Source organism: Nodosilinea sp. AN01ver1 (genome assembly GCF_050565655.1).
GTDB lineage: Bacteria > Cyanobacteriota > Cyanobacteriia > Phormidesmidales > Phormidesmidaceae > Nodosilinea.
The window spans coordinates 25,448-51,139 of sequence record NZ_JBNXVS010000003.1 but is presented as its reverse complement, the minus strand read 5'-3'; the positions used below and the strand labels follow the sequence as shown (position 1 = coordinate 51,139).

At 57.5% G+C, this 25,692-nt stretch carries 25 protein-coding genes and 1 pseudogene; 14 read left to right on the top strand and 12 right to left on the bottom strand.

Translation table 11 applies throughout. The features are described 5' to 3' along the window. Positions 1–123 precede the first annotated feature (123 nt). A complete protein-coding gene (locus ACQ4N7_RS04235) occupies positions 124–534 on the top strand; it encodes a hypothetical protein (RefSeq protein ID WP_430710382.1) in 411 nt (136 codons plus the stop codon). Continuing rightward, on the top strand, positions 527–949 hold the full coding sequence (locus ACQ4N7_RS04230; RefSeq protein WP_430710381.1) for an HNH endonuclease: 423 nt from the start codon (positions 527–529) through the stop codon (positions 947–949). The genes ACQ4N7_RS04235 and ACQ4N7_RS04230 overlap by 8 nt, the downstream gene beginning before the upstream one ends. A gap of 37 nt (positions 950–986) precedes the next feature. On the opposite strand, the gene ACQ4N7_RS04225 is transcribed toward ACQ4N7_RS04230, so the two are convergent. The 3 genes from ACQ4N7_RS04225 to ACQ4N7_RS04215 form a co-directional block, all read right to left on the bottom strand. Next, a complete protein-coding gene (locus ACQ4N7_RS04225; RefSeq protein WP_430710380.1) occupies positions 987–1,385 on the bottom strand; it encodes a PPC domain-containing DNA-binding protein in 399 nt (132 codons plus the stop codon). Positions 1,386–1,515: 130 nt separating this feature from the next. Beyond that, complete coding sequence (locus tag ACQ4N7_RS04220; protein ID WP_430710555.1) at positions 1,516–3,126, bottom strand: MBL fold metallo-hydrolase; 1,611 nt, start codon at positions 3,124–3,126, stop codon at positions 1,516–1,518. Between the two features lie 147 nt (positions 3,127–3,273). Beyond that, positions 3,274–3,396 (bottom strand): hypothetical protein, encoded by a 123-nt coding sequence (locus ACQ4N7_RS04215; RefSeq protein ID WP_430710379.1) that lies wholly within the window; start codon positions 3,394–3,396, stop codon positions 3,274–3,276. Positions 3,397–3,507: 111 nt separating this feature from the next. Between ACQ4N7_RS04215 and ACQ4N7_RS04210 the strand changes: the two genes are divergently transcribed. Continuing rightward, positions 3,508–4,098: a DNA-3-methyladenine glycosylase gene (locus ACQ4N7_RS04210; protein ID WP_430710554.1), complete on the top strand. Its 591-nt coding sequence runs from the start codon at positions 3,508–3,510 to the stop codon at positions 4,096–4,098. Positions 4,099–4,124: 26 nt separating this feature from the next. Here the strand turns inward: ACQ4N7_RS04210 and ACQ4N7_RS04205 are convergent, their stop codons facing one another. Further along, a complete protein-coding gene (locus ACQ4N7_RS04205; protein WP_430710378.1) occupies positions 4,125–5,111 on the bottom strand; it encodes a GNAT family N-acetyltransferase in 987 nt (328 codons plus the stop codon). 186 nt (positions 5,112–5,297) lie between these two features. On the opposite strand from ACQ4N7_RS04205, the gene ACQ4N7_RS04200 reads away from it, so the two are divergent. The 5 genes from ACQ4N7_RS04200 to ACQ4N7_RS04180 all read left to right on the top strand — a co-directional run bounded on the left by ACQ4N7_RS04200 (position 5,298) and on the right by ACQ4N7_RS04180 (position 12,193). Next, complete coding sequence (locus ACQ4N7_RS04200) at positions 5,298–6,932, top strand: alpha-D-glucose phosphate-specific phosphoglucomutase (protein WP_430710377.1); 1,635 nt, start codon at positions 5,298–5,300, stop codon at positions 6,930–6,932. Between the two features lie 95 nt (positions 6,933–7,027). Then, a complete protein-coding gene (locus tag ACQ4N7_RS04195) occupies positions 7,028–9,556 on the top strand; it encodes a glycogen/starch/alpha-glucan phosphorylase (RefSeq protein ID WP_430710376.1) in 2,529 nt (842 codons plus the stop codon). A 48-nt stretch (positions 9,557–9,604) separates the two neighbouring features. Next, entirely contained in the window at positions 9,605–10,243 is a 639-nt protein-coding gene (locus ACQ4N7_RS04190; protein WP_430710375.1) for a histidine phosphatase family protein, read from the top strand. Positions 10,244–10,317: 74 nt separating this feature from the next. Further along, positions 10,318–10,956, top strand: a complete 639-nt coding sequence (locus ACQ4N7_RS04185; RefSeq protein WP_430710374.1) for a histidine phosphatase family protein — start codon at positions 10,318–10,320, stop codon at positions 10,954–10,956. Positions 10,957–10,993: 37 nt separating this feature from the next. Continuing rightward, positions 10,994–12,193 carry an acetate/propionate family kinase gene (locus tag ACQ4N7_RS04180; protein ID WP_430710373.1) on the top strand — a complete coding sequence of 400 codons (1,200 nt, stop codon included), beginning with the start codon at positions 10,994–10,996 and terminating at the stop codon, positions 12,191–12,193. Between the two features lie 27 nt (positions 12,194–12,220). On the opposite strand, the pseudogene ACQ4N7_RS04175 reads toward ACQ4N7_RS04180, so the two are convergent. From ACQ4N7_RS04175 to ACQ4N7_RS04145, 7 genes and pseudogenes are all read right to left on the bottom strand, one after another. Then, positions 12,221–14,248, bottom strand: a pseudogene (locus tag ACQ4N7_RS04175) (hybrid sensor histidine kinase/response regulator). Positions 14,249–14,257: 9 nt separating this feature from the next. After that, positions 14,258–16,411, bottom strand: coding sequence for an ATP-binding protein (locus ACQ4N7_RS04170; RefSeq protein ID WP_430710372.1), 2,154 nt, complete (start codon positions 16,409–16,411; stop codon positions 14,258–14,260). Then, positions 16,408–17,415 carry an ATP-binding protein gene (locus ACQ4N7_RS04165; protein WP_430710371.1) on the bottom strand — a complete coding sequence of 336 codons (1,008 nt, stop codon included), beginning with the start codon at positions 17,413–17,415 and terminating at the stop codon, positions 16,408–16,410. Before ACQ4N7_RS04165 ends, ACQ4N7_RS04170 begins: the two co-directional genes overlap by 4 nt. A gap of 14 nt (positions 17,416–17,429) precedes the next feature. Continuing rightward, the gene (locus tag ACQ4N7_RS04160; RefSeq protein WP_430710370.1) at positions 17,430–17,828 is read right to left on the bottom strand and encodes an anti-sigma regulatory factor; all 399 of its coding nucleotides are present in this window, start codon (positions 17,826–17,828) and stop codon (positions 17,430–17,432) included. Then, positions 17,815–18,231, bottom strand: coding sequence for an STAS domain-containing protein (locus tag ACQ4N7_RS04155; RefSeq protein ID WP_430710369.1), 417 nt, complete (start codon positions 18,229–18,231; stop codon positions 17,815–17,817). The genes ACQ4N7_RS04160 and ACQ4N7_RS04155 overlap by 14 nt, the downstream gene beginning before the upstream one ends. A gap of 26 nt (positions 18,232–18,257) precedes the next feature. Then, on the bottom strand, positions 18,258–19,109 hold the full coding sequence (locus ACQ4N7_RS04150; RefSeq protein ID WP_430710368.1) for an STAS domain-containing protein: 852 nt from the start codon (positions 19,107–19,109) through the stop codon (positions 18,258–18,260). A 166-nt stretch (positions 19,110–19,275) separates the two neighbouring features. Then, complete coding sequence (locus ACQ4N7_RS04145; protein WP_430710367.1) at positions 19,276–20,373, bottom strand: DUF362 domain-containing protein; 1,098 nt, start codon at positions 20,371–20,373, stop codon at positions 19,276–19,278. Between the two features lie 154 nt (positions 20,374–20,527). On the opposite strand from ACQ4N7_RS04145, the gene ACQ4N7_RS04140 reads away from it, so the two are divergent. Further along, positions 20,528–20,758 carry a hypothetical protein gene (locus ACQ4N7_RS04140; RefSeq protein ID WP_430710366.1) on the top strand — a complete coding sequence of 77 codons (231 nt, stop codon included), beginning with the start codon at positions 20,528–20,530 and terminating at the stop codon, positions 20,756–20,758. A 455-nt stretch (positions 20,759–21,213) separates the two neighbouring features. Here ACQ4N7_RS04140 and ACQ4N7_RS04135 read toward each other — a convergent pair whose 3' ends face one another. Next, the gene (locus ACQ4N7_RS04135) at positions 21,214–21,453 is read right to left on the bottom strand and encodes a hypothetical protein (RefSeq protein ID WP_430710365.1); all 240 of its coding nucleotides are present in this window, start codon (positions 21,451–21,453) and stop codon (positions 21,214–21,216) included. 465 nt (positions 21,454–21,918) lie between these two features. On the opposite strand from ACQ4N7_RS04135, the gene ACQ4N7_RS04130 reads away from it, so the two are divergent. The 5 genes from ACQ4N7_RS04130 to ACQ4N7_RS04110 all read left to right on the top strand — a co-directional run bounded on the left by ACQ4N7_RS04130 (position 21,919) and on the right by ACQ4N7_RS04110 (position 25,672). After that, positions 21,919–22,473, top strand: coding sequence for a restriction endonuclease (locus ACQ4N7_RS04130; protein ID WP_430710364.1), 555 nt, complete (start codon positions 21,919–21,921; stop codon positions 22,471–22,473). Next, entirely contained in the window at positions 22,470–23,021 is a 552-nt protein-coding gene (locus tag ACQ4N7_RS04125; RefSeq protein WP_430710363.1) for a hypothetical protein, read from the top strand. Before ACQ4N7_RS04130 ends, ACQ4N7_RS04125 begins: the two co-directional genes overlap by 4 nt. A 328-nt stretch (positions 23,022–23,349) precedes the next feature. Next, on the top strand, positions 23,350–23,607 hold the full coding sequence (locus ACQ4N7_RS04120) for a hypothetical protein (protein ID WP_430710362.1): 258 nt from the start codon (positions 23,350–23,352) through the stop codon (positions 23,605–23,607). A gap of 114 nt (positions 23,608–23,721) precedes the next feature. Continuing rightward, the gene (locus ACQ4N7_RS04115) at positions 23,722–24,411 is read left to right on the top strand and encodes a phytanoyl-CoA dioxygenase family protein (protein ID WP_430710361.1); all 690 of its coding nucleotides are present in this window, start codon (positions 23,722–23,724) and stop codon (positions 24,409–24,411) included. A 547-nt stretch (positions 24,412–24,958) separates the two neighbouring features. Next, positions 24,959–25,672: an alternative oxidase gene (locus ACQ4N7_RS04110; RefSeq protein WP_430710360.1), complete on the top strand. Its 714-nt coding sequence runs from the start codon at positions 24,959–24,961 to the stop codon at positions 25,670–25,672. Positions 25,673–25,692: the final 20 nt, after the last annotated feature.

Below are 25,692 nucleotides of genomic sequence, written 5' to 3'. Positions count from 1 at the left end.
CTTTAGACATGTACTGAAACACTGATACCTTGTAGCGGTCTTAAGCTTGATCAAGCCCCAAAAACTAACTGCCTTTTTAAGGCAGACTTGCCAGAATAGAGGCTTAGCCTCTTATTTGATCCTATGACTCAAATCACGCTCGATCTCTCCCCAGAACTGGAAGCTCAGCTTCGGGCAGAAGCCGCTAAGCAGGGGCTTGATCCGCAGCGCTATATCTTAGAGACTTTGCATACTCGTTTAGCGGCCAACAAGGCTGTAACTAATCATCTGACCTCAGTAGAAGCTGATTTACTTCGGCAGATCAATCTCGGTCTCTCCGCCGATGTGTGGGACGAGTACTATGCCCTCATCGACAAGCGTCAGACCAAGACCTTAACCGCCAATGAGCATCATCGACTAATTGAGATCTCAGACCAGATCGAAGATCTCAACGTAGAGCGTATCCAGGCCCTCGTACAACTCGCCGCGCTACGGCAGCAATCTTTGGACGATGTTATGGACGATTTAGGTATCAAGCCTGTTGGCTATGGCTAAGCCCTCATTGAGTTCGTCACAAAAACAAGCCGTCGCAGAACGGGCCTCTGGTTGTTGTGAGTACTGTCTTTACCAGGCTAAATATTCCCCAGACCCTTTCTCCATCGAGCACATCATCCCCCGATCAAAGGGCGGCAACGACAATTTAGAGAATTTAGCGTTAGCTTGCCAGGGCTGCAACAACCGTAAGTATGTTCAAACCGAAGCCTATGACCCTGTGACAGGCCGTATGGTTTCTCTCTACAATCCGCGCCAGCACCAGTGGCAAGCACACTTTGTCTGGAGCCCAGATTTGACCCTCATGTTGGGCATCACACCCATTGGCAGAGCAACCGTAGACAAACTGGCGCTCAATCGGGAAGGTATCATCAATCTTCGCAAGGTTTTAGCCGCAACTGGCAAGCATCCGCCTTGAGAATTTGGCAAAGTTGAAAAGCAAAGCAGAGCCCACTTCAGGGCAAAGCATCAACGACCATCTCCAGGTAGCCGGTGGCTGGATCGGCCTGGCGGTGCAGGCGCAGGTGAGACAGATTGGCGATCGCAATTTCCGCCGTTGTGCGAATCATACACCCCGGCATAATGTGGCCACCATAGACTCGGCCCTGGTCATCGGCTACGGCCCCGTGCAGGTGTATGCCGTGCCGCGACAGCGTGCCGCTGAGAGAAATTAGCTCCAGGGGGCCAGCGATCGCACTCGCCTCCTCTACCGCCGCAAACCGCAGCGAGGCCTGCGTCAAGCTGCCCAACCCTGTGAGAATCACCCCAGCCTCTAGCGCTTGGGCCTGAGCGAAAGTCTGTAATTCCTGCTTGAGATCTTGACCGGGGGTGAGGCGGAAACAGTAGGTTTGCACAGTGGAGATGAGGAAGGTGAGGAGATGAGGAAGGTGAGGAGATGAGGAAGGTGAGGAGATGAGGAAGGAGATTTGGCGTACGGCTTCCCCGTCCTCCTTATCCCCTCATCCCCCTCATCTTTTCAACCCCCTACGCCGACGCCTCATCATCCCGCTCTGAGCGAGCCGGACGCGCTTCAAACGCCGGGCACACCCCCTCGGGGCTGACCTGAAGACCGTAGAGGGGCGAGTCGGGGTTGCGGCAGCGGCCTTCGCGCTGGTGGCGGCAGGTCTGGCAGCTGGGCAGTTGCCAGGGGGAATCGCTGCTGGTTACTGTGCGCATCAAGTCGCGCTGGTTGAGGCCTTTAATCACCAGTTCACTGCCCTGCCAGCGGGCCTGCACCAGGCCGGTGTCGGCCAAGGCGACCCAGCGAGGGTCGGTGGTGAGGGCGTCGGGCAGCAGCAGCAGTACGCTGTCGTCAATCTCGGTGATTTCGCCTTCAAAAATCGGTTCGGGGGCGGCGGGCTGAATGAAGCGATCGCCGATCGGAAACTCTACTTCGTTGCCAGCAGAGGGCAGGTGCAACTGGTAACGGGTTTGCAGTTCTTCCAGCCCGGCCAGGTCGGCCAGGTCGGCAGGCTTGCCGTGGACAAAGGCGACATGCTGAGGCCTGAGGTTGTGAATCAGCTGGGTGGTGCCAACGCGATCGCTGTGGGTGGTGAGCTGATAGGTGTCGATCTGCACTTGCTCCGACTCTAGCTCGGGCACCAGGGTTTGCAGCCAGCTTAGGGTAGGGCTGGGGACGGCGCTAGCCGCCAGCAGCGTATCGGCAATGGACGAGGCCAGCGAGTCGGGCAGCAGCACCGTCCAGGGCTGATTCCAGGCGCGGCAGTGGTCGCTGAGATCGGCCTCGCGGTGGGCAATCAAAATGCAGGGGCGCTCCCCGTCGGGATGGCCGTCTACGCCCAGCCGCCGCACGTGGGGCAAAATGCGATCGTCCCAGAACAGCGGCTGGTGGCGGGCAAAATTTTGCACGCTGCTGGGAAACTCCGACATCAGCTCCAGGTACAGGTCGCAGCCCGCCGCCACGGTTTGATCGACCCAAACGGTAATGTCTTGCCCGGTGAACTGGTGGTGGCTGCGCAACAGCATCACCAGCTCCTGGCCAATGCCCAGGGTGGGCGTGGGCAGCAGCACCGATCGCCCCTGCTGCACCAGGTTGTAGAGCGTGCTGGCCAGCAAATTCTCCTGCTGGCGGCGGTGGGGGTGGCGGGTGGTACCGGCACTGCCTTCGATAATCAGCACATCGGGCTTGAGGCCGCGCAGCGCCTCCAGGGGCAGGCCATCGACCAGCCGCGAGTTCGACATAAAAAAATCGCCCGTAAAAAACACCGTGTAGGGGCGCTGGGGCGAGTGGTAGGTAAAGAGGGCGCAGGCGGCCCCCGGCAGATGACCGGCTGGCCAAATCTGCACGGTCAGGTCGTCGGCCAGGCTAATCGGGGTTTGCCAGGGCAGCGCCTGGCACAGGTGGGGCGGCACCGTTTCGCCCAGCCAGTTGAGCGGCAGCAGCTGGGCCGTCACCTCGCTGCCGTAGATGGGCACCTGGGGAAATTTTTGACTAAACTCCAGCACGCCGCGAGCGTGGTCGCTGTGGGCATGGCTGCAAAAGAGCAGATCGGCGGTTTCAAGGCGCGATCTGGCTGGCTCCAGCACGCTCAGGTCGCGCAGCCCGCAGTCGAGCACGATGCGCCGTGGCCCCATGCGCAGCTCTAGGCACAGCCCTTCTTGGCCGTGACCCGCACCAAACGGAAAGCAGACCAGATTACTCACGGAATGGCAAACACCCTAAGCAGTGGCACGACTTGGGCCAATAGACTGGGCCAGTAGCGGAGCTTTAGCCCAGCAGGCCTAGTGGGCCGAACCGTTGCCGTGGTAGTTGTCGGTGTCGTAGAAACCGTTTTTGGTGCCAAAGAACAGAGTGGCCACCACAAACAGTCCGGTCAGTACAGCGAGGATGAGTTTGATATCCATAGGAGCAGTCGCGATGATAGAAAGGTCGGTGTTATCGGAGCCTTGGTTTTGAGTCATCTTAACAAGTCTGCCTCAGAGGACAATGTGAAGCTTTGTAATCAGTCCGCTTTCATTGTGCCGACCTGGCTGGAGCGATCGTCGCTGGAGGTCGCCCCCGACCTGCTGGGCTGTCGCCTGGTGCGCCGCTGGGCCGACGGTCGCCAGCTCAGCGCCACCATTGTCGAAACCGAGGCCTATACCGAGGGCGACCCCGCCTGCCACGCCTACCGCCGCGAAACGACCCGCAACCGGGTGATGTTCGGCCCAGCAGGGTTTAGCTATGTGTACCTGATCTACGGCATTTACCACTGTTTTAATGTGGTGACCGATCGCGATCGCACCCCCAGCGCCGTCCTGATTCGCGCCGTCGAACTCGACGCGATTCCCCCCTGGCGGGCGGGCTATCGGGCTGAAAAACCGATCCGCTGGGGGGCTGGCCCCGGCAAGCTGTGCCAGCTTCTGGATATCGATCGCACCCTCACCGATCTGCCCCTGGTGCCCGCCACAGGGCTCTGGCTAGAGCATCGCGATGCTGACTGGCAGCAGCGGCTGGAGACGGGGGCGATCGCCTTCACCCAGACCACCCGCATTGGCCTGACTCAGGGGGCCGACTTGCCCTGGCGCTGGTACGTCAGCGACTCTAAGGCTGTGTCGAAGCGGTAGATTCTCTGGCGCGGAAACCTGGTTTATCAGCCCAGGATCTTTTGGTAAGTGAGGTGGGTTTCCTTGACGGTGAAGCCAATCGACTCGTACAGCCCCATGGCCTGGTTGGGGTTTTGAGTGTCTACTCCCAGCAGCGCCGTATCCATGCCCGCCAGATGCAGCTGGTGCAGCCCTTGCAGCAGCATCGCCCGCGCCAGTCCCTGACGACGATAGCCGCGCCGGGTGCCCAAAATCCCAATCCAGCCCTCGTTGCGTAGCTTGCGAGCGTTGTCGTCGTGGTCAATGTGGCCTTTGCAGAACCCGGCTAGGGTGCCATCGGGGGCGACGGCCACCCAATCCAGTTCGGGCTGATAGGTGGGGTAGGTGAGGCGGTACTGACGATCCTCTAGGGTCATGGGCTTAAAGTGCCAGTGATCAACAAAGCTCTGGTTAAACATTTCTACCCAGGCGGCAGCCTCGTCGGCGTTGGTGGGGCGAGAGGTAAAGCCCTGAGGGAACTGCGGCTGCGGGATGGGGTCGAGCAGCGATCGCGCCATGGTGTGAAACTGGCGGATCATCTCGTAGCCTGGGGTCTCGTAGATGGCTCGGTAGTAGGGCGCATCGGCTCTGGTGCCAGCACAGAGTTGAGCGGGTCGCTGGGCGACGGTAGCCTGCTCCCGCACCTGCTGCTCGGCCCAGCTCAGCAGTTCGGTTTCCAGGTGAGCGCCACGGTGGTCGGGGTGGACGAAGATCCCCACCCAGCCTTCCAACGCCTCGGTGGGCACGTCGGTGGGATCATCGATCCATAGGGAAACCAAGCCTACCAGCTCACCGGTGGGGGTTTCCCAGAGCTGGCGCTGGTGGGTGCCGCCGGGAGGTGGGTGGTCGAGACGGCGCTGGAGATCGGCCAGGGTCGCGGTGTTGTCGAGCTGGTCAACCTGTTCGCAGATGGCGTAAAAAGCGGCGATCGCGGGCAGATCGTCGGCACCTGTACTGGGGCGCGAGCTGACCGACAGCAGCAGTTGATTCGTCATAGATGCAGCAGATTAGGGGCTTTAGGACTGCTACACCTTGAGAGAGGCCCTTTCCCGAACTCTCAGCGCCCCTTAACCAACTCTTACGATTTCTCCCCTAAGTTAGATAGGGATTTATCCTCGGGGGTTAGCCAGGGATTTATCCTGAGGTTGCACCTGGTTGACCTGAGAGCAAATTGTGATCCTATGAGTATTCAAACTATTGCCACCCAGCCCTACAGTGACCAAAAGCCCGGCACCTCGGGCTTACGCAAAAAAGTTAAGGTTTTTAAGCAGCCCAACTATCTAGAAAACTTCGTTCAGTCGATTTTTGACAGCCTGGAGGGCTACCAAAACCAGACCCTGGTGGTGGGCGGTGACGGGCGCTACTACAACCGCGAAGCGATTCAAATTATTCTCAAAATGGCGGCGGCCAACGGTTTTGGCCGGGTGCTGGTGGGCCAGGGCGGCATTCTCTCCACCCCGGCGGCCTCCTGCATCATTCGCAAGAACAAGGCCTTTGGCGGCATCATTCTCTCGGCCAGCCACAACCCCGGCGGCCCCGACGAAGACTTTGGCATTAAGTACAACACCGGCAACGGTGGCCCCGCCCCCGAGGGCATTACCGACGCCATCTACGATCGCAGCAAGACCATCACCGAGTACAAAATCCTCGACGCCTCAGACATTGACCTCGATCGCGTCGCCACCCACAGTCTCGGCCACACCACTGTGGAAGTGATCGACTCCGTTTCCGACTACGGGGCGCTAATGGAGACCCTGTTTGACTTCGGCCAGATCAAGCAGCTGCTCTCCGGCGGCAGCTTCCGCTTCTGCATGGATTCGCTGCACGCCGTCACTGGCCCCTACGCCAAGGCCCTGTTCGAGCGCAGGCTGAATGCTCCGGCAGGCACCGTGGTCAACGGCGAACCGCTGGAAGACTTTGGCGGCGGCCACCCCGACCCCAACCTGGTCTATGCCCATGACCTGGTCGAGACCATGTTTGGCGACAACGCGCCCGACTTTGGCGCGGCCTCGGATGGAGACGGCGATCGCAACATGATTTTGGGCAACAACTTCTTTGTCACCCCCAGCGACAGCCTGGCCATTTTAGCCGCCAACGCCACCCTGGTCCCCGGCTACCGCAACGGGTTAGCGGGGATTGCCCGCTCCATGCCCACCAGCCAGGCCGCCGATCGCGTCGCCGAAAAGCTGGGCATCGACTGCTACGAAACCCCCACCGGCTGGAAGTTCTTTGGCAACCTGCTGGATGCGGGCAAGGCTACCCTCTGCGGCGAAGAGAGCTTCGGCACCGGCTCCAACCACATTCGCGAAAAGGACGGCCTGTGGGCCGTGCTGTTCTGGCTGAATATTTTGGCCGTCAAGGGCCAGTCGGTTGAAGAAATTGTCAAAGAGCACTGGGGCACCTACGGGCGCAACTACTACTCTCGCCACGACTACGAGGGGGTGGAGAGCGATCGCGCCAACACCTTGATGGAGAACCTCCGCCAGGGGCTAAGCTCGATGCCCGGCAAAACCTTCGGGGCCTACACCGTGGACTACGCCGACGACTTTGCCTACACCGACCCGGTAGACGGCAGCGTAGCCACTAAACAGGGCGTGCGGATTGGCTTTACCGATGGCTCGCGGATTGTCTTTCGCCTGTCGGGCACGGGCACCTCGGGCGCAACCCTGCGGCTGTACGTCGAGCGCTACGAGCCCGACCCCGCCAAGCACGATCAGGATACGCAAGCAGCCCTGGCCGATTTAATTGCCCTCGCCGACGAGATCGCCCAGATCAAAACCCTCACCGGACGCGACCAGCCCACGGTGATCACCTAACCCCCTGGGGAGTTTTGAACTTTGAACTTTGAACTTTGAATTCAAAGCCAGCCCCATCCTCAAAACTCCCCCTGCCCTCAACCCCCAAAGGTTCCATGACAACAATCCCCATCGGTTGCCCCACGGTCGATATTGAGGACGATCGCACTGGCCTCAGTGTAGACACCCTGCGCCGGGCGCTGGCCGACAACCTGTTTTACCTCCAGGGCAAGTGGCCCCAGGTGGCCAGCCAAAACGACTTTTACCTGGCGCTGGCCTATACGGTGCGCGATCGCATGATGCAGCGCTGGCTCAGCTCCATTCGCACTTACCTCAAGCCCGAGGTGCGGGTGGTGTGCTACCTGTCGGCGGAGTTTTTGCTGGGGCCGCACCTGGGCCGCAACCTGCTCAATTTGGGCATTACCGAGCCGGTCAGGCAGGCGATTGAAGAATCGGGCCTCAACTTTGACGAGCTGATCGCCCAGGAAGAAGAGCCCGGCCTGGGCAACGGTGGCCTGGGCCGCCTCGCCGCCTGCTATATGGAATCGATGGCCAGTCTGCAAATTCCGGCCATTGGCTACGGCATTCGCTACGAATTCGGCATTTTTGATCAGGATATTCGCGACGGCTGGCAGGTCGAAATCACCGACAAGTGGCTCCAGTACGGCAATCCCTGGGAAATTCCTCACCCCGAGTCGGCGGTGACGGTGGGCTATGGCGGCCATACCGAGGGCTACACCGACTCCGATGGTCGCTACCGCAAGCGCTGGATTCCCGGCAAGCAGGTGAAGGGCATTCCCTACGACACGCCGATTCCGGGCTACCAGGTCAACACCATCAACACCCTGCGCCTGTGGAAGGCCGAGGCGGTGGAATCGTTTAACTTTCAGTCGTTCAACGTGGGCGACTACTACGGTGCCGTCGACAGCAAAGTCACCTCCGAGAATATCTCTAAGGTGCTCTACCCCAACGACGAGCAGATCGCAGGCAAGCAGCTGCGCCTGGAGCAGCAGTTTTTCTTTGTCTCCTGCGCCCTGCAGGACATGATTCGCATTCACCTGGCCTCGGGCCGTTCCCTGGAGAGCTTCCATGAAAAGTTTGCCGCCCAGCTCAACGACACTCACCCCGCCGTTGGCGTCGCCGAGCTGATGCGTCTGCTGGTCGATGAGTACGGCATCGACTGGGACAAAGCCTGGCATATCACCCAGCACACCTTCGCTTTTACCAACCACACCCTGCTGCCCGAAGCGCTGGAGAAGTGGCCGATTTCGCTGTTTGGCGGCCTGCTGCCCCGCCACTTGGAGATCATCTTTGAAATCAACCAGCGGTTTATGGATCAGGTGCGGGTGCAGTACCTGAACGACCCCGCCAAGCTGGCCAACCTATCGCTGATTGACGAGTCTGGCGAGCGCTACGTGCGGATGGCCAACCTGGCCAGCCTGGGCAGCTACGCCATCAACGGGGTGGCCGCTCTGCACAGCGAGCTGGTGAAAAAAACGATCCTCAAAGACTTTCACGAGCTGTTCCCCAGCAAAATTCGCAATGTCACCAACGGCGTTACCCCTCGCCGCTGGCTGGCCCTCAGCAACCCCCGCCTGGCCGCGCTCTACACCGAAAAGCTGGGCGACGGCTGGCTGCAGGATATGGAGCAGCTGCGATCGCTAGAAGGCTACGCCGACGATCCCGGCTTTCGGCAATACTGGCGGCAGATCAAGCGCGACATCAAGCAAAATCTGGCCAGCTACATCCACAGCCGCACCGGCATCGCCGTCAGCCCCGACTCGCTGTTTGATATTCAGGTCAAGCGCATTCACGAGTACAAGCGCCAGCACCTCAACGTGCTGCACATCATTACCCTCTACGAGCGGCTGAAGCAAAACCCCAGTTTGGATATCACCCCCCGCACCTTTATCTTTGGCGGCAAGGCGGCCCCCGGCTACCATATGGCCAAGCTGATAATTAAGTTCATTACCGCCGTCGGCGATGTGGTGAATAATGATGCGGCTATCGGCGATCGCCTCAAGGTGGTCTTTTTGCCCGACTACAATGTCTCCTTTGGCCAGCGGGTGTACCCCGCCGCCGACCTATCAGAGCAAATTTCCACCGCTGGTAAAGAGGCCTCCGGCACCGGCAACATGAAATTTTCTATGAACGGGGCCCTCACCATCGGCACCCTCGACGGCGCTAATGTCGAAATTCGCCAGCAGGTCGGCGACGAAAACTTCTTTCTGTTTGGCCTCACCACCGACGAGGTGATGGCCCTCAAAGCCAGCGGCTACAACCCCTGGGACTACTACAGCAGCAACCCCCAGCTCAAAGAGGTAATCGACCTGGTCAACTGCGGCTTTTTTGCCCAGGGCGACGGCGGTCTGTTCAAGCCCCTCACCGACAACCTGCTCTACAGCGACCCCTACCTGCTGCTGGCCGACTACCAGGCCTACATCGACGCCCAAGACCAGGTCGGCACCGCCTACCAGGACCAGGAACACTGGTCGCGCATGTCGATTCTCAACGCCCTGCGGATGGGTAAGTTTTCGAGCGATCGCTCCATCCGCGACTACTGCAACGGCATCTGGAAGGTATCGCCCGTGCCGGTAGAGCTGCTGGAGTACGACCAGACCCAGGCGGGATTAAAGGTACCGTGATAGTTAATTTTCAATTAACTATCACGGTACCTTTACTAAACAGCTCCTATGCCCCTCAACCTCTACCTCCTGCGCCACGGCGAAACCGAGTACAGCCAAACCGGCGGCTTCTGCGGCGAGCTTGACCCCGAGCTGACCCCCGAAGGCGTGGCGATGGCCGATGCCTTTGCGGCCAAGTATCAGGCCGTGCCCTGGCAGGCGATTTTTGCCAGCCCGATGAAGCGCACGATCGCGACGGCTATGCCCCTGAGCAAAGCTGTGGGTGTGAATGTGCAGATTCGCAACGGGCTCAAGGAAATTAACTACGGCCAGTGGGAGGGGCTAACCGCCGAGTATGTGCGCGAGCACTTCGCCGACGACTACCTGAACTGGCTCACCGAACCCGCCTGGAACCCGCCCACCGGGGGCGAAAGCTCGGTGCAAATCGCCAGTCGGGCCTCGCTGGTGATGGCCGAAATCGAAGAGAATTTTACCGAGGGCAATGTGCTGGTGGTGTCTCACAAGGCCACCATTCGCATTATTTTGTGCAACCTGATGGGGATGGACGTGGGGCGGTATCGCAATCGCATCAATCTGCCGGTGGCCTCGGTAAGCCATGTGCAGTTCAACAACAACGGCCCCATGCTGATGAAGCACGGCGATCGCACTCACCTGCCCACAGAGCTAGAGACCAGACCAGGTACCTAGGGGGGATGCCAGCGATCGAGTCGGCAAGGACGATAGGAAGGCGATCGCCCGTTTCCTTTAAATTTCTCTCTCCCATGTCTCTTAACCTCTACTTTCTGCGCCACGGCGAAACCGAATCGAGCCAGACCGGCACCTACTGCGGTCTATCTGACCCGGAGCTGACCGCTGAGGGGATGGCCATGGCCCAGGCTTTTGCGGACAAGTACCAGCACTTGCCCTGGCAGGCCATCTACGCCAGCCCGCTGCGGCGCACCGTGGCCACCGCTACCCCCATCTGCAAAGCGACGGGCCTGACCATGGAGCAGCGCGACGGGCTAAAGGAAATGTACTTTGGCGAATGGGAGGGCCAAACCCACGAGGAGGTAGAGCGCCGCTACCGCAAAGACTACGTTCGCTGGCTGGCCGAGCCCGCCTGGAACCCGCCCACCGGAGGCGAAACGGGGGTACAGGTAGCCAGCCGCGCCGCCCTGGTGATTGCCGAAATTGAGGCCAACCACAGCTCGGGCAACGTGCTGATTGTGTCGCACAAGACCACGATTCGGCTGATTCTCTGCAATCTTTTGGGTATCGATAGCGGTCGGTACCGCGATCGCATCGAGCTGCCCGTCGCCTCGCTCAGCCTGGTGCGGTTCGACCAGCATGGGCCGATGCTGGCCAAACACGGCGATCGCTCCCACTTGCCCGACGAGCTAGATTCGAGACCGGGGACGTAGTGCCGCTACGCTTTGAGTTGAAGCCAGGAAAGAGGGGATGAAAATCTTCGTACTCAATGCCGGGTCGAGCAGCCACAAAAGCTGCCTGTTTGATCTGGATCAGGACAATTCTGAAGTTCCGAATCCCCTGTGGCGTGCCGCCCTCGACTGGACCCATCAGCAGGGCCAGGGCGAACTCTCTGCCAGCAGTGCAGGAGAATCGATGCAGCAGGTGTTGCCCATTGCCGACAAAGCCGAGGGCATCAAGGCGATGGTGAAAACGCTGGTGGAGGGGCCAACTCAGGTACTCGACAGCCTCTCAGAGATCGATGCCGTGGGCCACCGCGTGGTGCACGGCGGGCGCGAGTACATCGACAGCGTACGCATTGACGAGCGGGTCAAAGCCGCGATTCAGCGGCTGATGCCGCTGGCCCCGGCCCACAACCCAGCGAATTTGCAGGGCATCGAGGCGATGGAGCACATTCTGGGCAACATTCCCCAGGTGGCGGTGTTCGACACCGCCTTTCACGCCCGCATGCCCGAGGCGGCTGCCACCTATCCCGGCCCCTACGATTGGGTCGAGCAGGGCATTCGCCGCTACGGGTTCCACGGCATTAGCCACCAGTACGTGGCCCAGCGAGCCGCCGATATGATGGGGCGCGATCTGGCCGACCTCAAGCTGCTCACCTGCCACCTGGGCAACGGCTGCTCGCTGGCGGCGGTGAAGGGGGGCATCAGCGTGGATACGACGATGGGCTTTACGCCGCTAGAGGGGCTGATGATGGGTAGTCGCTCAGGCAGCGTTGACCCCGGCATTTTGATGTATCTGATGCGCCAGGAGGGCTACAGCGCCGACCAGCTCGATACGCTGCTGAATAAGGAATCGGGGCTAAAGGGACTGTCGGGAATATCTAATGACCTGCGATCGGTAGTCGAGGCGATGGAGCAGGGCAATGAGCAGGCCAGGCTAGCCGTGGATACCTTCATTCACCGCCTGCGCCGCGAAATGGGCGGCATGATCGCCAGCCTGGGCGGGCTGGATGGGGTGGTGTTCACGGCAGGCATTGGCGAGAACAGCCCGCTGGTGTGGCAGCGAGCCTGCGAGGGCTTTGAGTTTTTGGGGCTGCGGCTGAAGAACAGTCTGGACCGTTCGAAGGACGATCAGGAGATTACGGCAGCCGATTCGAGGGTAAGGGCGCTGGTGATTCACACTCAGGAAGAATGGGCGATCGCCCAAGCCTGCCTGGCGCTTCTCTAGCCAGCAGGTTGGGATCGCTGTGCGGCGCTACGCCTTTTCCTGCACGAGCGTCCAAATGGTTTGCAGCAGGGTTTCTGGCTCAATTGGTTTGGTAATGTGCTGCTGAAATCCGGCGGCTAAGGCCTGCTGCTTATTCTTTTCTCCGGCGTAGGCAGTAATGGCGATCGCCAGCATGTCTCTGTTCTGCTCGGGCAACTGCTCTTTGATGTGGCGAAGTAGCGCGTAGCCATCCATATCGGGCATGCCGATATCGCTAATGAGCAGATCAAACTCCGCCTGCTGCAGCTGACTTAAGGCTTCATTGGCCGACCCCACCTGAGTCACATTGGCCCCCTGCTGCTCTAGCAAAAAAGTACCTAGCTCGCGTGAATCTCGTTCATCATCGACAAACAGCACTCGCAACCCGTGGAAGTGCAGATCTGAGCGATCGCGCACCGAGGGATGATCTGGGTGCGGATTTGAGGCCGCGATCACAGGCAGCTTCACGATAAAGGTCGAGCCCTGCCCTTCTCCCAAACTGGCCGCCTGCACCGTCCCGCCGTGCAGCGCAACCAGGTGGCTGACGATCGCCAGCCCCAGCCCTAGCCCGCCAAAACTTCGAGTCGTTGTGCTGTCGGCCTGCCGGAATTAGTCAAAGACGTAGGGCAAAAAGCTAGCCGTGATGCCCTGCCCCGTATCACAGACCGTAATTTGAGCGTAGGTAACGGGGCGCTGCGGCGATACAGCCTGTTCTGCTTGCACATCTTCGGCGGCTTCAGTTTGCTCTAGCCGCACCTGCACATGACCGCCCTGAGGGGTGAATTTAACGGCGTTGGAAATTAGATTCCAAACCACCTGCTGTAGACGGCCAGAATCTCCTAAAACCTGCCCGACGTTGGGCTCAAAAATGGTCTCAATTTGAATTGATTTTGCCTCAGCCGCGAGTTTCACGGTCTCAAGCGCAGATTTAATAGTGAATGACAGGCTGACTGGAACCATATTGAGATTGAGCTTGCCCTGCAGGATGCGAGAAACATCGAGCAAGTCCTCAATGAGCTGGGCCTGTAGTTTGGCGTTTCGCTCGATTGTCTCCAGCGCGTACTGCGTTTTGGCGGCGTCCTGCTGCTTCGTTTGCAGTATTCTGGCCCAGCCCAGAATCGGGTTCAGCGGCGACCTGAGCTCATGGGATAGCACCGCTAAAAATTCGTCTTTAATGCGGTTCGCCTGCCGCAGCTGATCGGCTTGTTCACGGGTCGTTTCGTACAGCGCATCCAGGCGCTGGTTGCGCTCTTGCAGAGTCAGTTCTGCCTGCTTGCGTTCAGACTCGATCTGCTTGCGATGGGTAATGTCGACCAGGGTCAAAACCGCCCCTGTGAAGGTGCCAAATTCATTCAGCACCGGGTCCATAGTTTTGGCAAACCAGCGGGCCTGGCTTTGCAGCTCTAGCATTTGACGCTGGTGCGTTGCTTTGGCGCGGTAGAAGCAGGTGCCGTCACCCACATCCAGGGTGACATGCATTAACTCGTAGTGAACCTGCCCCAAAATAGCGTCCGCAGGCCGATCAAAAAGCCGCGTTGTGGCCTGGTTGCAGCGCAAAATGGCCCCCTGCTGATCGAGCAGGCAAACGCTGTCGTTAATGGCGTCAAAGGTGGTTTGCCACTCGCGCGCTGAAATTAGCGCTAGCTCTTCGGCTTGGCGAATGCGAAACAGTGATCGCACTGTGGCCAGCAGTTCAATCGGTTCCACCGGCTGGGCCAGATAGCCATCGGCACCGCTGTCTAGCCCTTCGGCTTTGTCCTGACTTTTGACAAAGCTGGCGGAGAGATGCAGTACCGGAATAAAGCGAGTTTGGGGGTTAGATTTAATTTGGCGGCAGACTTCAAACCCGTTTAAATCGGGCAGTCTTACGTCTAAAATGACCAGCGCTGGCTGATGTTGAGCGATCGCCTCTAGGCCTGCGCATCCGGTTGCCGCTTCTACGACGGCAAAGCCTGCGTTTTGCAAAATTCGCCGTACGATGTAGCGATTGGCCTCGTTATCATCAATGTGCAGGATGGTTTCGCTGGGCTCAAACATGGTACATCCTCAAGCATCTAGAACGAGTCCAGCTTTGGCGAGGGCTTCTCGGAGATGAGAAACGGCTTCTGCTTGAGATGTTTTCTCCTTAGACAGGATGGCGACACCTTGTTGAGCTAAACGGTTCTGGGCTTCTACGGTTAACTGGGTTGACGAGTGAATGATCACAGGAATGGATTGAGTAACGGGGTTATGACGAAGCCGATCGAGCGCATCGAATCCGCTGAACTCTGGCATTTCCAGGTCAAGCAAAATTGCAGTGGGTTGTTCACTCTCTGCCACGGCCAATCCTTGTCGTCCACCTTCAGCTTCTAAAAACTGTAGCGGCATATCCGTCAACCACTGTTTAACCACATATCGGTAAGCCGGGTCATCATCAATAAGTAAGAGTTTTTGGGCCTTGCCCTGACTGATTAGCGTGTTGAGTTTGGTAAGCAAGGGTAACTGGTCGACAGGTTTAATTAAAAACCCGTCGGCCCCCAGGGCGATCGCCTGTTTTTCGTTATCCACAACCGTGATGACCAGCACCGGAATGTCGCGGGTGGCTTCATCACTCTTGATCTCGCGCAGAAATGTCCAGCCGTTTTGCCCTTCCAGCAGAATATCCAGCACGATCGCGGCGGGCTTAAGCTGCTGTAGGGCCTGTCTGGCCTGAGCCAGGGTGCGAGTGGCAATTAGCTGATATCGAGATGTCTGCAGGTGTTTTTCGTAAATAAATAGCGTTTCGGTGTGGTCTTCGATCGCCAGAATCGGCAGCCGGGCCGGGTTGAGGGCGGTGACGGGCTGCAGTGAGGCGGGCAGCTCTGCCGCTTTAGGGTAGACGATGGGAATGCAGACCGAAAAGGTAGACCCCTGACCCGGTTCGCTTTGCACCGAAACGCTGCCATCCATAAGTTCGGCCAGCTTGCGCGACAGCGGCAGGCCCAGCCCCGTCCCTTTCACCTGCTTTTGCAGGTCAGACTCAATTTGGACAAAATCTTCAAAGATGCGCTCCTGGTCGTCGGGGGCAATGCCGATGCCCGTATCAGACACCGAGAGCTGAATCATGTGACCCACTTGCTCTGCCGTGACTCGCACCTCTCCTCGCTCCGTAAACTTGAGCGCGTTTGAGACAAAGTTTCTGAGGATTTGAGCAATCTTGCCCTCATCGCTGTAGAGCGGGGGCAGTGCGTCCGGTTCTTCCACCACCAGCGACACCGAAGACCCCTGCACCAGCAGCGGTCGCAGCATGCCCCGCAGGGTGGCAAACAGGTCGCTTACCTCAAAGGCGCTGGGCCGCACCTCGGTTTTGCCCGCTTCTACCTTGGCCAGGTCCAGCAGGTCATTCACTAGCTCCGACAGGCCATCGGCTGCTTTTTGAATGAAGGTCACCTGCTTTTCTTGCTCCGCAGTCAGATCGCCATCCATGCGGGCCAGCAGCATGCGCGAGAGCGACAAAATTGAGTTAAGCGGCGTGCGAAACTCGTGGCTCATGTTGGAGAGAAAGCGCGTTTTGAGCTCGTTGGCCTGCTGCAATGAGCTGGCTTTCTCATCCAGTTCGGCATACAGAGCGATCACGCCGCGATTGGTGTCTTCTAGCTCGCGGTTGAGGAAGGTGAGCTCTTCCTCGCGCTTGCGCAGTTCGGCCATCGCCCGCAGCAGCTCCTGGTTTTGCCGCTGAATTTCGTCGTAGGGGTTCTGGGGCGATCGCCCCCCAACCGCCTCTCGAATCTGCTGCAGCTGGGAGTCGGTGAGCGGGGGCGATTCCCCTGAGGAGACACGTGGTGAACGCTTGGGCAGCGCCTTGCTCAGCCGCACGGTGGTGCCCTGCTCGCTCGACTCGATTTCAAAGGCATCCATTAGCCGCCGCGTGCCAACAATCCCCAAGCCCATGCCCGTAGGCGACTGATAGCGGCCCGCCAAAACGTCGCTCAGATGGGGAATGCCCCGGCCCTGATCCTGCACCTGAATCAAAAAGGTTTGGCGGTTTTCTACCAGGTCAAACTGCACCGTGCCACCCTGGGCATACTGAAACGCGTTGCGGGCTATTTCTGAAACCGCCGTGGCCAGCCGCGCCTGATCTTGCCCGTCAAAGCCCAGCTGCTCGGCCAGCTCGCGGGTGCGCTGCCGCGCCTGCACTACATCCTGTTCGTAGTGAATTTGCAGGGTGAAGAGGGTGATCATAGGCCCGTTCCTCTCGCCACCACCATAGTCACATCGTCGCGATCGCGCGAAAAATCGCGGTACAGCACTCCGGCAATCAGGCTGGGATGTTTCTGGCTGAGGCCGGGGTAGCGATCGAGCTTCCACTGGGTGCTGATGCCGTCGGAGTGCATCGTCAGCAGCCCGCTGGGGTACCAGAGGTAGGTGAATTCTTTGATTTTACGCACCTCATGCCCCACGGTGCCGTTGTACGACATCAGGTTGTGGTGTTCGGTGGCTGAAGAAATGCTGGCCGCAATGTTGCCAACGCCCGCAAAGCAAACGGTCTGCTGCTCAAAGTTGATTTCGGCGATCGCTAGCGCTGCCCCTCGGGTGCTGCGCAGCGCCGCGTGGGCGGCTTCGACAATGTGCTGGGGCGACTGATGGCGGTGATCGTGAAACACCCGAATCGCGGCGGAAGAGGCGCTGGCCGCCGCCGGGCCGTGGCCCAACCCATCCACCACCAGAAACAGGCTGCGGTGCTGATCCCCCTCCCAGGCCCAGGCATCGCCAGAAATTTCTTCGCCCAGCTTGGGTAACGCCACCACACCGATTTCAATGATTTTGGGTGGCGCATGGGGTGACGCTTTGGCCCAGAGATGCACCAGAATGGCCGTGCCTTTGTTGGGCTGCGAGTAGATTTCAAAAAAGTCGGCGAGGCGGCGAATGGCACCCAACCCGTTGCCCCTTGTGCCTGCGGTCGAAAAGCCGTCTTGCAGGCATTCCTCCACATCCACCATGCCAGCGCCTCGATCTAGGCCGAGCACTTCGATGCCGAGCATGTCATCTTGCTCGATCGCCCGCAGCACAACCACGCCGCCGCCCCCGTGTAGAATGAGATTGGTGGCAACCTCCGTCACCAAAAGGCCAATTTTGCCCCGCTCGGTTTCCGCAAAGCACAGCCGGGTGGCCAGGGCCAGAGCGGCTCGCCGGGCTTCTCCAGTCTGGCTTGGCTCGGTAATCGCGATCGCCGTCGATTCATTCAATGGGTTTCCTCAAGTTATTTCCAGCGTACGATGCTGACCCGCGTTCCCTCTCCTACCACAGACTTAATTTCAAACTCGTTGGCCAGCCGTTTGGCCCCCCCGAGCCCCATGCCCAGCCCGCCCCCGGTGGTGAAGCCATCCCGCAGCGCCATGTCAATATCGGCAATGCCCGGCCCCTGATCCTCAAAGGTAAGCCTCAGCCCCCGCCGTCCGCCTTCCTGCAGCGCTTCTAGCCTGACGGTGCCGCCGCCGCCATAGTCGAGGGTGTTGCGGGCCAGCTCGCTGGCGGCGGTGACAATTTTGGTCTGGTCGACTAAACCAAAACCAATTTCAACGGCGAACTGGCGCACGGCCTGGCGCACCAAAACTACATCCGCAGAAGATTGAATGACCATCTCCTCAATCTTCTGCATTGTCCTCTACGTCCCACTCTGTCTCAATGGCCTGAACAGTGGCAGGTTCACCCACTGACGATCGCAACAGCGCCATTCCCTTTTCCACATTCAATGCTGTGCGAATGCCGGTGAGCGACAGCCCCAGCTCCACCAGGGTAATCGCGACGGCGGGCTGCATGCCAACGACCACCGTCTCAGCATCCATGACCCGCGACATCTTGGCAATGTTGCCCAAAATTCTGCCAATAAAAGAATCGACAATCTCCAGGGCAGAAATGTCAATCAAAACCCCGCTGGCATGGGTTTGACTAATGCGGTTGGTCAGATCATCTTGTAGCGTCATCGCCAGGCGATCGTGCATGTCGACCTGAATGGTGACGAGCAAAAATTCGCCCATTTGCAGGATGGGAATCCGTTCCATCAGTCTCTCCTCTGCCGACTTGCAGGCTACTTGCGGGCGATCGCGGTTCCTGTGCGCTTGAGTGCCGTCAGAAAGGCATCGGCCAGGGTTGCTTTCGTTGTCACATCAGCTAAATCGATGCCGAGATACACAATCGTTTGGGCAATTTGAGGGCGAATGCCGCTGATGATGCAGTCGGCCCCCATCAGGCGAGCGGCGGTCACGGTCTTGAGCAAATGTTGGGCGGTCAGGGTGTCAACGGTGGGCACCCCGGTAATGTCGATGATGGCGACTTCTGAGCCAGTTTCGACAATCTTCTGCAACAGCGACTCCATCACCACCTGGGTGCGGGCACTGTCTAGGGTGCCAATAATCGGCAGCGCCAAAATGCCGTCCCACAGTTTGACCACGGGCGTAGACAGCTCCATCAGCTCTTCCTGCTGCCGCAAAATCACCTCTTCGCGCGACTTTTGGTAAACTTCCATCACCAACAGGCCCAGGGAATCGAGCAGGTCGGTGGCCTGCCAAACCTCTTCGCCCAGCTCGGCGGGGTCGTGCAGCTGCTGCCGCAGCCGATCAAACAGCGGTCGCTTGAATGAAAAGACAAAGGTAGCCGTTTCGGTAGGGGTGAAGCCTTTTTGAGAGCGCGATCGCGAAATGCTGGTCAGCATCTCCCGCACCTCCCGCCATTCGGGTGCCTGAATGTTGCTCAGGTTGCCCGACTGCGCCGCCATACGCAGCAGCTTGAGAAATTCTCGACACTCTTCCTGTAGCTCGGCCTCTTTAATCAGCCCTTTGCGGGTGTTGGTCGCAATCAGCTCCTGGTTCCACTCCAACAGCAGATCTGCTTCATGAGCTTTGAGTATTTCCGGTATCTTACTGCTGCGGGTCATTTCCATCCGGCATTTTCCTTCATCCACTAAGACCAGTGTGGGCTTTGCTTTAAACCCGCAATTGAGGGGCGATTGACGCGCCTGCCAATGGCAGATCTAGAACGACACCATCAGTGTAGGACTATTCCAGCCCCATGGTTTGGTAGCGTGGCCAGAGCCTGAGCGGTGACCCTTAGCTCAAAAACGGGCGAATCTCGTCGGCCATCTGGGCGCTGGCCGCATCCGCCGTGAGTAGCTCGATTTGCTCAGGACGGGTGGCCCCCAGGCCCAAATCGGCGGCGCGGCGAATCTGCGCCTGCTGCCAGATCGACCCGTCCGCTACCTCGCGGGTGGTGCCCAGCTGGCGCAGTAGAGCAATGCCCGTCGCGTCAATGGCAACGCGATCGGTGCTGGCCAGCACCACACCCGCCCGCACCTTTTGCCCTTGCTCGGGGCCGCCGCCCACAAAGGCATCGACCCCGTCGATTACCACCAGAGCGGGGCGATAGGCGCGGTTGACTTCGGCGATCATCAGCCGCTGGTTGGCCGAGCGGTGCAGCTCGCGCATGTAGTCGTGCCCATCGCCGGGTACCCGGCGGGCCACCATGCCAATCGAGTTTTTCAGCGAGAGGGTAAAGTGACCGCCAAAGCGATGGGTCTTGAGGCAGCAGACGCTGACGATCGCATCGGCGTTGAGCACCGGGCGGGCGATCGCAAACCCCTGCGACCAGCTGGTGCCCGCCGCCTCAAAATACTGCCAGTCGTCGCGGCCCAGGTCGTCGAAGACGAGGGGCGTAAAGCCGTGGCGATCGGCCAGGGCAAACACCTGCTGCTGGGTCATAGCGGCGCGGGTGGCGGCCATACCGGAGCGATCGCCCACCGTAATTGAGGTTGCGCCTGCGCCCTGAATTTCCTGCACCAGGGTCTCTAGCACCACCGGATCGGTGGAGGCCGGGGCCGGATCGCCCGTGTTGTAGTTGGGCTTGATGAATACGCTCTTGCCGCTAAAGCTGGGCGGCTGCAGCAGGGCGATCGCCTGCCGTACCCCTGCCGCGCGATCGGTGGTTTTGACCAGCGCCACCCGGTGGGGGCTGAGGCTAGCCGTCGCCAGGGGTGTAGCCTCAGCGATATCGACCGGCAGCGCCGACAGCCCCGGCCCCAAACGACTCGAAAAGCCCAGCTGGGCACCAAAGGCCCGCAGTGAGGCAGGCAGCGCCGCACCCCCCGCCAGCAGACCAGCATACTTGAGCACGTTGCGGCGCGACTCGGGCCTGGGTCGTGAATCTGACATGGCAGCCCCTGGGGCAGAACGGCATGGGTTAATTATAGAAATCTCCCACGGGGACCGTGGGCACAGCGGCAAGCCCATAGATAACGGCGGGCCTAAAGGACGTAGCATGGTTGTGCCCCTACTTCTGCACCTGCGCCCTGGCCGTGCCACACCCATGAACAGCTACTTAATCTTTTGGCTGGTTGGCTTTGCCACCCTCTGGGCAGGGCTAAGGCTGTTTGACGACGAGGTGCTGCTGATTGCGGCGCTAATTGTGGGTTCGGTACTGGTGCTGGCGGGTTTGCTCTCGGCCCCCACGAGGCTACAAATTGGCGTTGAGGTGGCTTTAATCGTCAGCTTGTTTCATGTCTGCATGGAATGCATCAAGCGGGGCGATCGCGCTTAGACAGCCCCAACATCGCGCACCATCGACAGTCGCCTACCCTTGCTAACGTTCTTCAGGTAGGGGGCAGGGGCATTCTTGCGCCAAGCGGTAAAACGCTAAGAACCAGCTTGAAGACTCTCCCGACAATCCCAAAGACTCTCGCGACAATCCCAAGGACTCTCCCGACAGTCCCAAAGACTCTCCGGGCAATCTCAAAGACTCTCCCGGCAATCCCAAAGACTCTCGCGACAATCCCAAAGGCTCTCGCGACAATCCTCAAGACTCTCGCAACAATCCCAAAGACTCTCCCGACAATCCTCAAGACTCTCACAACAATCCCAAAGACTCTCCAGGCACTCTCAAAGACTCTTTAAGCAGTTTTAGAGAGTCTTCCACCAGCCTAAAAACAAAATGGAACCCAATAGCCGTGGGCCTACTGGGTTCCACGGGTGTGAGCCTGACCTACAACGCGATCGCTAGGGCCTGCTGCCCCCTCGCCTGCGGGTCATGACGCTGATATATTCGCCGCTGCGCCCGGTGGGGATGGGCTCTGACCAGGCGACTCTGTCGCAGTAGCCCAGCGAAACCAAATGGCTAATGCCGTCGATGAGGGCACTGTAGTCGCCCAACAAAATATGGCGCAGGGTTTCTTGCCGATAGGTCGGCAAAACAAAGCTGTCGGGGCCGGTGCCCTCTGGGGCGTTGTCTAAAAACATTCGGGTTGTCTCCGTTTTCGATAAAGAAAACGGGGAACTATCCAGATCCCTCGTTTCGGCAAAGCGAGAGACCGGATCTAGAATGAACCCAGTCGTCGCAGCTTACCGTGATTAAGTTGGGACGATTAGGGCGCTTGAGGAGGTGCAACTCCTCAGGCTCCCGCCTGAAATCATTCCCCGCAGTCTTACCCTGCCAGAATTGGGCGATAAGTTCAACCGTATTGGCTGGTCGATATGTCAAAGTTTTGTGACGGCTCTGGTTCGCGGCTGGTGAGCTAGCCCAGCTTTGTTGAGATATGCGGAAGGTTGGCGGCGATCGGCCAATGCAGGTCTATATATGGAAGGGCTCAGTCTATCCACCTGAATTAGGGTAAATAGGCCGAAACTTTCTCTCTAATTAAGCAATTGAGTTAACGTTGTAAACTAGTCCTAGCAAGTCACGAGACAAGGCTTGGAGGCTTGGGATTGACAGCAGCAGCAGAATACGAAGCGATGATTCAGTCCCTAGGGTGGAAAGATTTGCGATCGCTTTGGGATAGCATTGAGAACCGTAACACTTTAGGATGGGATCCTGGGAAAGCCTTTGAATACTTGGTTCTACGAGCTTTTCAGCTTGATGGGGCAGAGGTCAAGTATTCGTATAGCGTAAGATTGTTTGGGGAAGAGGTTGAACAAGTTGATGGTGTAGTTTACTGTTCAGGGTTATCTTGCCTAGTAGAGAGCAAAGACTTTGCCGACAAGGTCAATGTTGACATTGCACCAATCGCTAAACTGCGTAACCAACTTTTACGTCGTCCTGCAAGTACGCTTGGTTTGGTCTTTAGTCGAACAGGTTTTACTGATCCAGCCCGCCATCTCTCCTACTTCTCATTGCCTCAGACAATTCTGCTTTGGAGTGGAGAAGAGCTAAAATATGCTTTAGAGCGAGAGTCGATCTGTGAACTGCTCCTTCTTAAGTATCGCGTGTGCGTAGAAGATGGGTTGCCTGACTATGATGTTAGAGAGAGGGATATCCCATGACGACTTACATTGTATGTGAGGGGGAGCGTGACGCACAGTTATTGAAGCGTCTTCTTCCAGAAGAATTCGTTAGCAATGTTGAGATTGTTGCGGCAGGTGGACTCTCTGCAACCAAGTCGCTAGCTCGTTCTTTGATTGTTCGCCGACAATCCCCCGTTGCAATCGTAGCGGATGCTGATGCAACTACCCCGGAGCAAGTTGAACAACGACTCAAAGATACTGAAGAAATTGTTGGAAACATTGCTGTGAATACACCAGTTAAAGTAATACTGGCTGTTCCTACTTTCGAAATCATTTTTTTCCAAGATGTTTCCCTACTTTCGCGTTTGCTAGGGTATGCACCTTCTCAAGATGTACTTAGTTTGGCGGTGTACCAGCCTTGGCAAGCCTTAAAACAACTGATTTCTCAATCAAAGAATCTTCAGAGTCAGGCTCAATTAGTCGAGCAACTCACAGATGAAGATCTTAAGCTTCTCCGTAAAGCCCCAGTTGTTCAAGAAATAATTCAGTTTCTTCAGTCTGTGCGAGAAACCGCAGATGCTTTATAAGGTGGCTTTCAAATATAGCCCGTAGATTGGTTGGCGAAGGAAACCCAACAACTCCTTAACCACCCATCTCACTTGCTTCAGCAATCGCCATCTGCCCTTCACACGCACTGAAAAGATTGGCAATCTCTGATTTTTAAGGTCCTTCAGCTAGGGCCTCAAGTCTCCAACGATGAGCCTGCCGCTGTATCGTGCTCGCATTCATACCGCCAAAGTCGCCCAACCCAAAGCAGCCAAGTTGCCCAGACGAAAGCGATCCACCCGACCAGAGCGATAAACTAAAACCAGATTACTCTACAACCCAATCCTTTATCCCCGGAGAGGTCTACCTGTGGCCACCCTCGAACAAATCCAGCAAGACCTTCAAACCCTGCCCCAAGACGCGCTGGATTTGCTGGCTCAATTTATTCAACTGCTCAAAAAAAGCCAGGTAGCCACTCAAGAGCATCCTCAAGCTGAACAGCCAGAAAAAGGCAGCAGCACAGCCATTTTGCAGTTTTTGCACAACCATCCTCTAGCGCCCGAGCACCAGCGAACAGCTCTAGAGATCGATCAGCAAATCAGTGAGGAACGCGCTGCACGGGAATAGTGCGATCGCTCGCCCGTAGATTAAGTCGACAAAGCAAACCCAATATCTACCAACAACAGCCACCTACGGCTGTGAGCGTAATCGTTATGCCCTGTGCGCATGCAGATTAGTTCCATGACACCAGAACAAAAGTCTTCTTTTCAAACAAAAGGCTATCTACGATTAAAAGGAGCCCTTTCAAAAAGACAGGTCAGGCCCATCAAAGAACACATCTTGGCCGAACTGAGCAGGCTAAAAATCTGGTCTTCAGGAAAAAACTTGTCGGCTTCTATTAAACAGATGCCTGCTTTCCAGCAGATAGCAAAACTGTCTGGACTGGTAAACCATCACGACCTTCAATCTAAAGTCATAACGCCAGACACGCTTGCATTAATAAACTCATTAGCTAATGGGAAATTAGCTCCAGCCCAGAGTCAGCTACTCATTTCTCTTCCACACCAGGGCGACTGGACTCTGAACGGACTGAACTGGCACACCGACATTTCATCCCACCAGCAGCGCATACCCGGTATTCAAGCTTTCATTTTGATTGATGATGTTAACCCTCACGGTGGTGCCACCTTAGCCTTAGCCGGATCACATCTGTTGAGCAATCGCGGAGAATCGCGCCGAAACATCCGTGAGGTACTGCGAAACGGTAGTGACATGGAAATCGAACTGGGTCGCAGCAATCTATCCATTGTGGAAATGTCTGGCCAGGCCGGAGATGTGTATTTGATGGATATGAGGCTGCTGCACACACCGTCCATCAATTCATCGAAAACCATTCGAATGATGGCAACAGTACAGTACTTGTTGGCATAAGGTGGTTACGAATAGGGCATAGCCTGCGATCGCTCACCCGTAGATTGGAGCAACGCAACAAAACCGTTACTGATGTTGGGTTTTCTCTTCTGGAGACGCTGCGCGAACGCTGCGCTCAACGCCCGATTCACATTAGAACTTTTGTCAGTTAATCAGCTAAAGGATAGGCTCCCTCGCAATTTAGCCTTTTGGTATTCAGAGCTATATAGCTTAAATTTGCCATTAAATCCTGTAAATTATCCTGTTGCAACAGATGTAAGTATAGGTATTTTCCCCGAAATAGGGATTGGTTTTTATTACTACGTATTCACCCTATAGCTGCCCTTACAAAAACAACAGAAAGGTTGCTTTTATAGGGGGGCAGGAGATATATGAAGAAGCCTGAAGGGATTATGAAATCCATCTAAAATTCTCTGGCTAGTTCTGAACTAGAAGTCTACTTTAGCTATGGAAAACCTTCTGCCAAAGTTTGTTCTTTCCAGGATCTGGTTTTAAGTGACGAGGTTTTCCTCACCTTTCCTCCGCTACAACCCACGAGGTACTACTGATGATTCGTCTACTCGTCGGCATTCTGGTCTTTGTGATCAACACCGTCTATGCCAACCGCCCCTATCCGCGCTTCTACGTGCTCGAAACCGTGGCGCGGGTGCCCTATTTCTCTTATCTGTCGGTGCTGCACCTGTACGAAACCCTGGGCCTGTGGCGCAAGGCCGACTGGCTCAAAATTCACTTCGCCGAGTCTTGGAATGAGCTGCACCACCTGCTGATTATGGAAGACCTGGGAGGTGCTGACTTTTGGGGCGATCGCCTGCTAGCAAAAACCGCCGCCCTAATCTACTACTGGGTGATTGCGGCCCTGTACCTGGTCTCTCCTCGCTCGGCATACCACTTCATGGAACTGGTGGAAGGCCACGCCTACGCCACCTACGACAAGTTCCTAAATGCCGAAGCTGAGACGCTGAAAGCCCGGCCTGCCCCCGCCGTAGCTGTGCAGTACTACCGCGATGGCGACCTGTATATGTTTGACGAGTTTCAAACCTCCCAGGTTGCAGCCGATCGCCGTCCCCAGGTCAACAACCTTTACGATGTCTTTGTCGCCATCCGAGATGACGAGATGGAGCACGTTAAAACCATGGTGGCTTGCCAGCAGCCCAACGCCCAGCAAGACCTGCTCAGCCCCCATACAGCCGTAGTAATGACCACTCTTCAGCCTGCAGAGGAAGCGGCTGTTGAAAACCAGGTGCTGGCCAGGGAAGGCTGATAGCTACCCCTGCTTAGCCC

Excerpts from the sequence above, each read along its gene's own strand:
- ACQ4N7_RS04195 (WP_430710376.1), top strand. The coding sequence starts at position 7,028 with ATGACAACAATCCCCATCGGTTGCCCCACGGTCGATATTGAGGACGAT.
- ACQ4N7_RS04110 (WP_430710360.1), top strand. The coding sequence starts at position 24,959 with ATGATTCGTCTACTCGTCGGCATTCTGGTCTTTGTGATCAACACCGTC.
- ACQ4N7_RS04230 (WP_430710381.1), top strand. The coding sequence starts at position 527 with ATGGCTAAGCCCTCATTGAGTTCGTCACAAAAACAAGCCGTCGCAGAA.
- ACQ4N7_RS04160 (WP_430710370.1), bottom strand. The coding sequence starts at position 17,828 with ATGCAGAAGATTGAGGAGATGGTCATTCAATCTTCTGCGGATGTAGTT.
- ACQ4N7_RS04170 (WP_430710372.1), bottom strand. The coding sequence starts at position 16,411 with ATGATCACCCTCTTCACCCTGCAAATTCACTACGAACAGGATGTAGTG.
- ACQ4N7_RS04115 (WP_430710361.1), top strand. The coding sequence starts at position 23,722 with ATGACACCAGAACAAAAGTCTTCTTTTCAAACAAAAGGCTATCTACGA.
- ACQ4N7_RS04180 (WP_430710373.1), top strand. The coding sequence starts at position 10,994 with ATGAAAATCTTCGTACTCAATGCCGGGTCGAGCAGCCACAAAAGCTGC.
- ACQ4N7_RS04150 (WP_430710368.1), bottom strand. The coding sequence starts at position 19,109 with ATGGAAATGACCCGCAGCAGTAAGATACCGGAAATACTCAAAGCTCAT.
- ACQ4N7_RS04135 (WP_430710365.1), bottom strand. The coding sequence starts at position 21,453 with ATGTTTTTAGACAACGCCCCAGAGGGCACCGGCCCCGACAGCTTTGTT.
- ACQ4N7_RS04185 (WP_430710374.1), top strand. The coding sequence starts at position 10,318 with ATGTCTCTTAACCTCTACTTTCTGCGCCACGGCGAAACCGAATCGAGC.
- ACQ4N7_RS04205 (WP_430710378.1), bottom strand. The coding sequence starts at position 5,111 with ATGACGAATCAACTGCTGCTGTCGGTCAGCTCGCGCCCCAGTACAGGT.
- ACQ4N7_RS04140 (WP_430710366.1), top strand. The coding sequence starts at position 20,528 with ATGAACAGCTACTTAATCTTTTGGCTGGTTGGCTTTGCCACCCTCTGG.
- ACQ4N7_RS04235 (WP_430710382.1), top strand. The coding sequence starts at position 124 with ATGACTCAAATCACGCTCGATCTCTCCCCAGAACTGGAAGCTCAGCTT.
- ACQ4N7_RS04200 (WP_430710377.1), top strand. The coding sequence starts at position 5,298 with ATGAGTATTCAAACTATTGCCACCCAGCCCTACAGTGACCAAAAGCCC.
- ACQ4N7_RS04220 (WP_430710555.1), bottom strand. The coding sequence starts at position 3,126 with ATGGGGCCACGGCGCATCGTGCTCGACTGCGGGCTGCGCGACCTGAGC.
- ACQ4N7_RS04125 (WP_430710363.1), top strand. The coding sequence starts at position 22,470 with ATGACGACTTACATTGTATGTGAGGGGGAGCGTGACGCACAGTTATTG.
- ACQ4N7_RS04190 (WP_430710375.1), top strand. The coding sequence starts at position 9,605 with ATGCCCCTCAACCTCTACCTCCTGCGCCACGGCGAAACCGAGTACAGC.
- ACQ4N7_RS04155 (WP_430710369.1), bottom strand. The coding sequence starts at position 18,231 with ATGGAACGGATTCCCATCCTGCAAATGGGCGAATTTTTGCTCGTCACC.
- ACQ4N7_RS04145 (WP_430710367.1), bottom strand. The coding sequence starts at position 20,373 with ATGTCAGATTCACGACCCAGGCCCGAGTCGCGCCGCAACGTGCTCAAG.
- ACQ4N7_RS04215 (WP_430710379.1), bottom strand. The coding sequence starts at position 3,396 with ATGGATATCAAACTCATCCTCGCTGTACTGACCGGACTGTTTGTGGTG.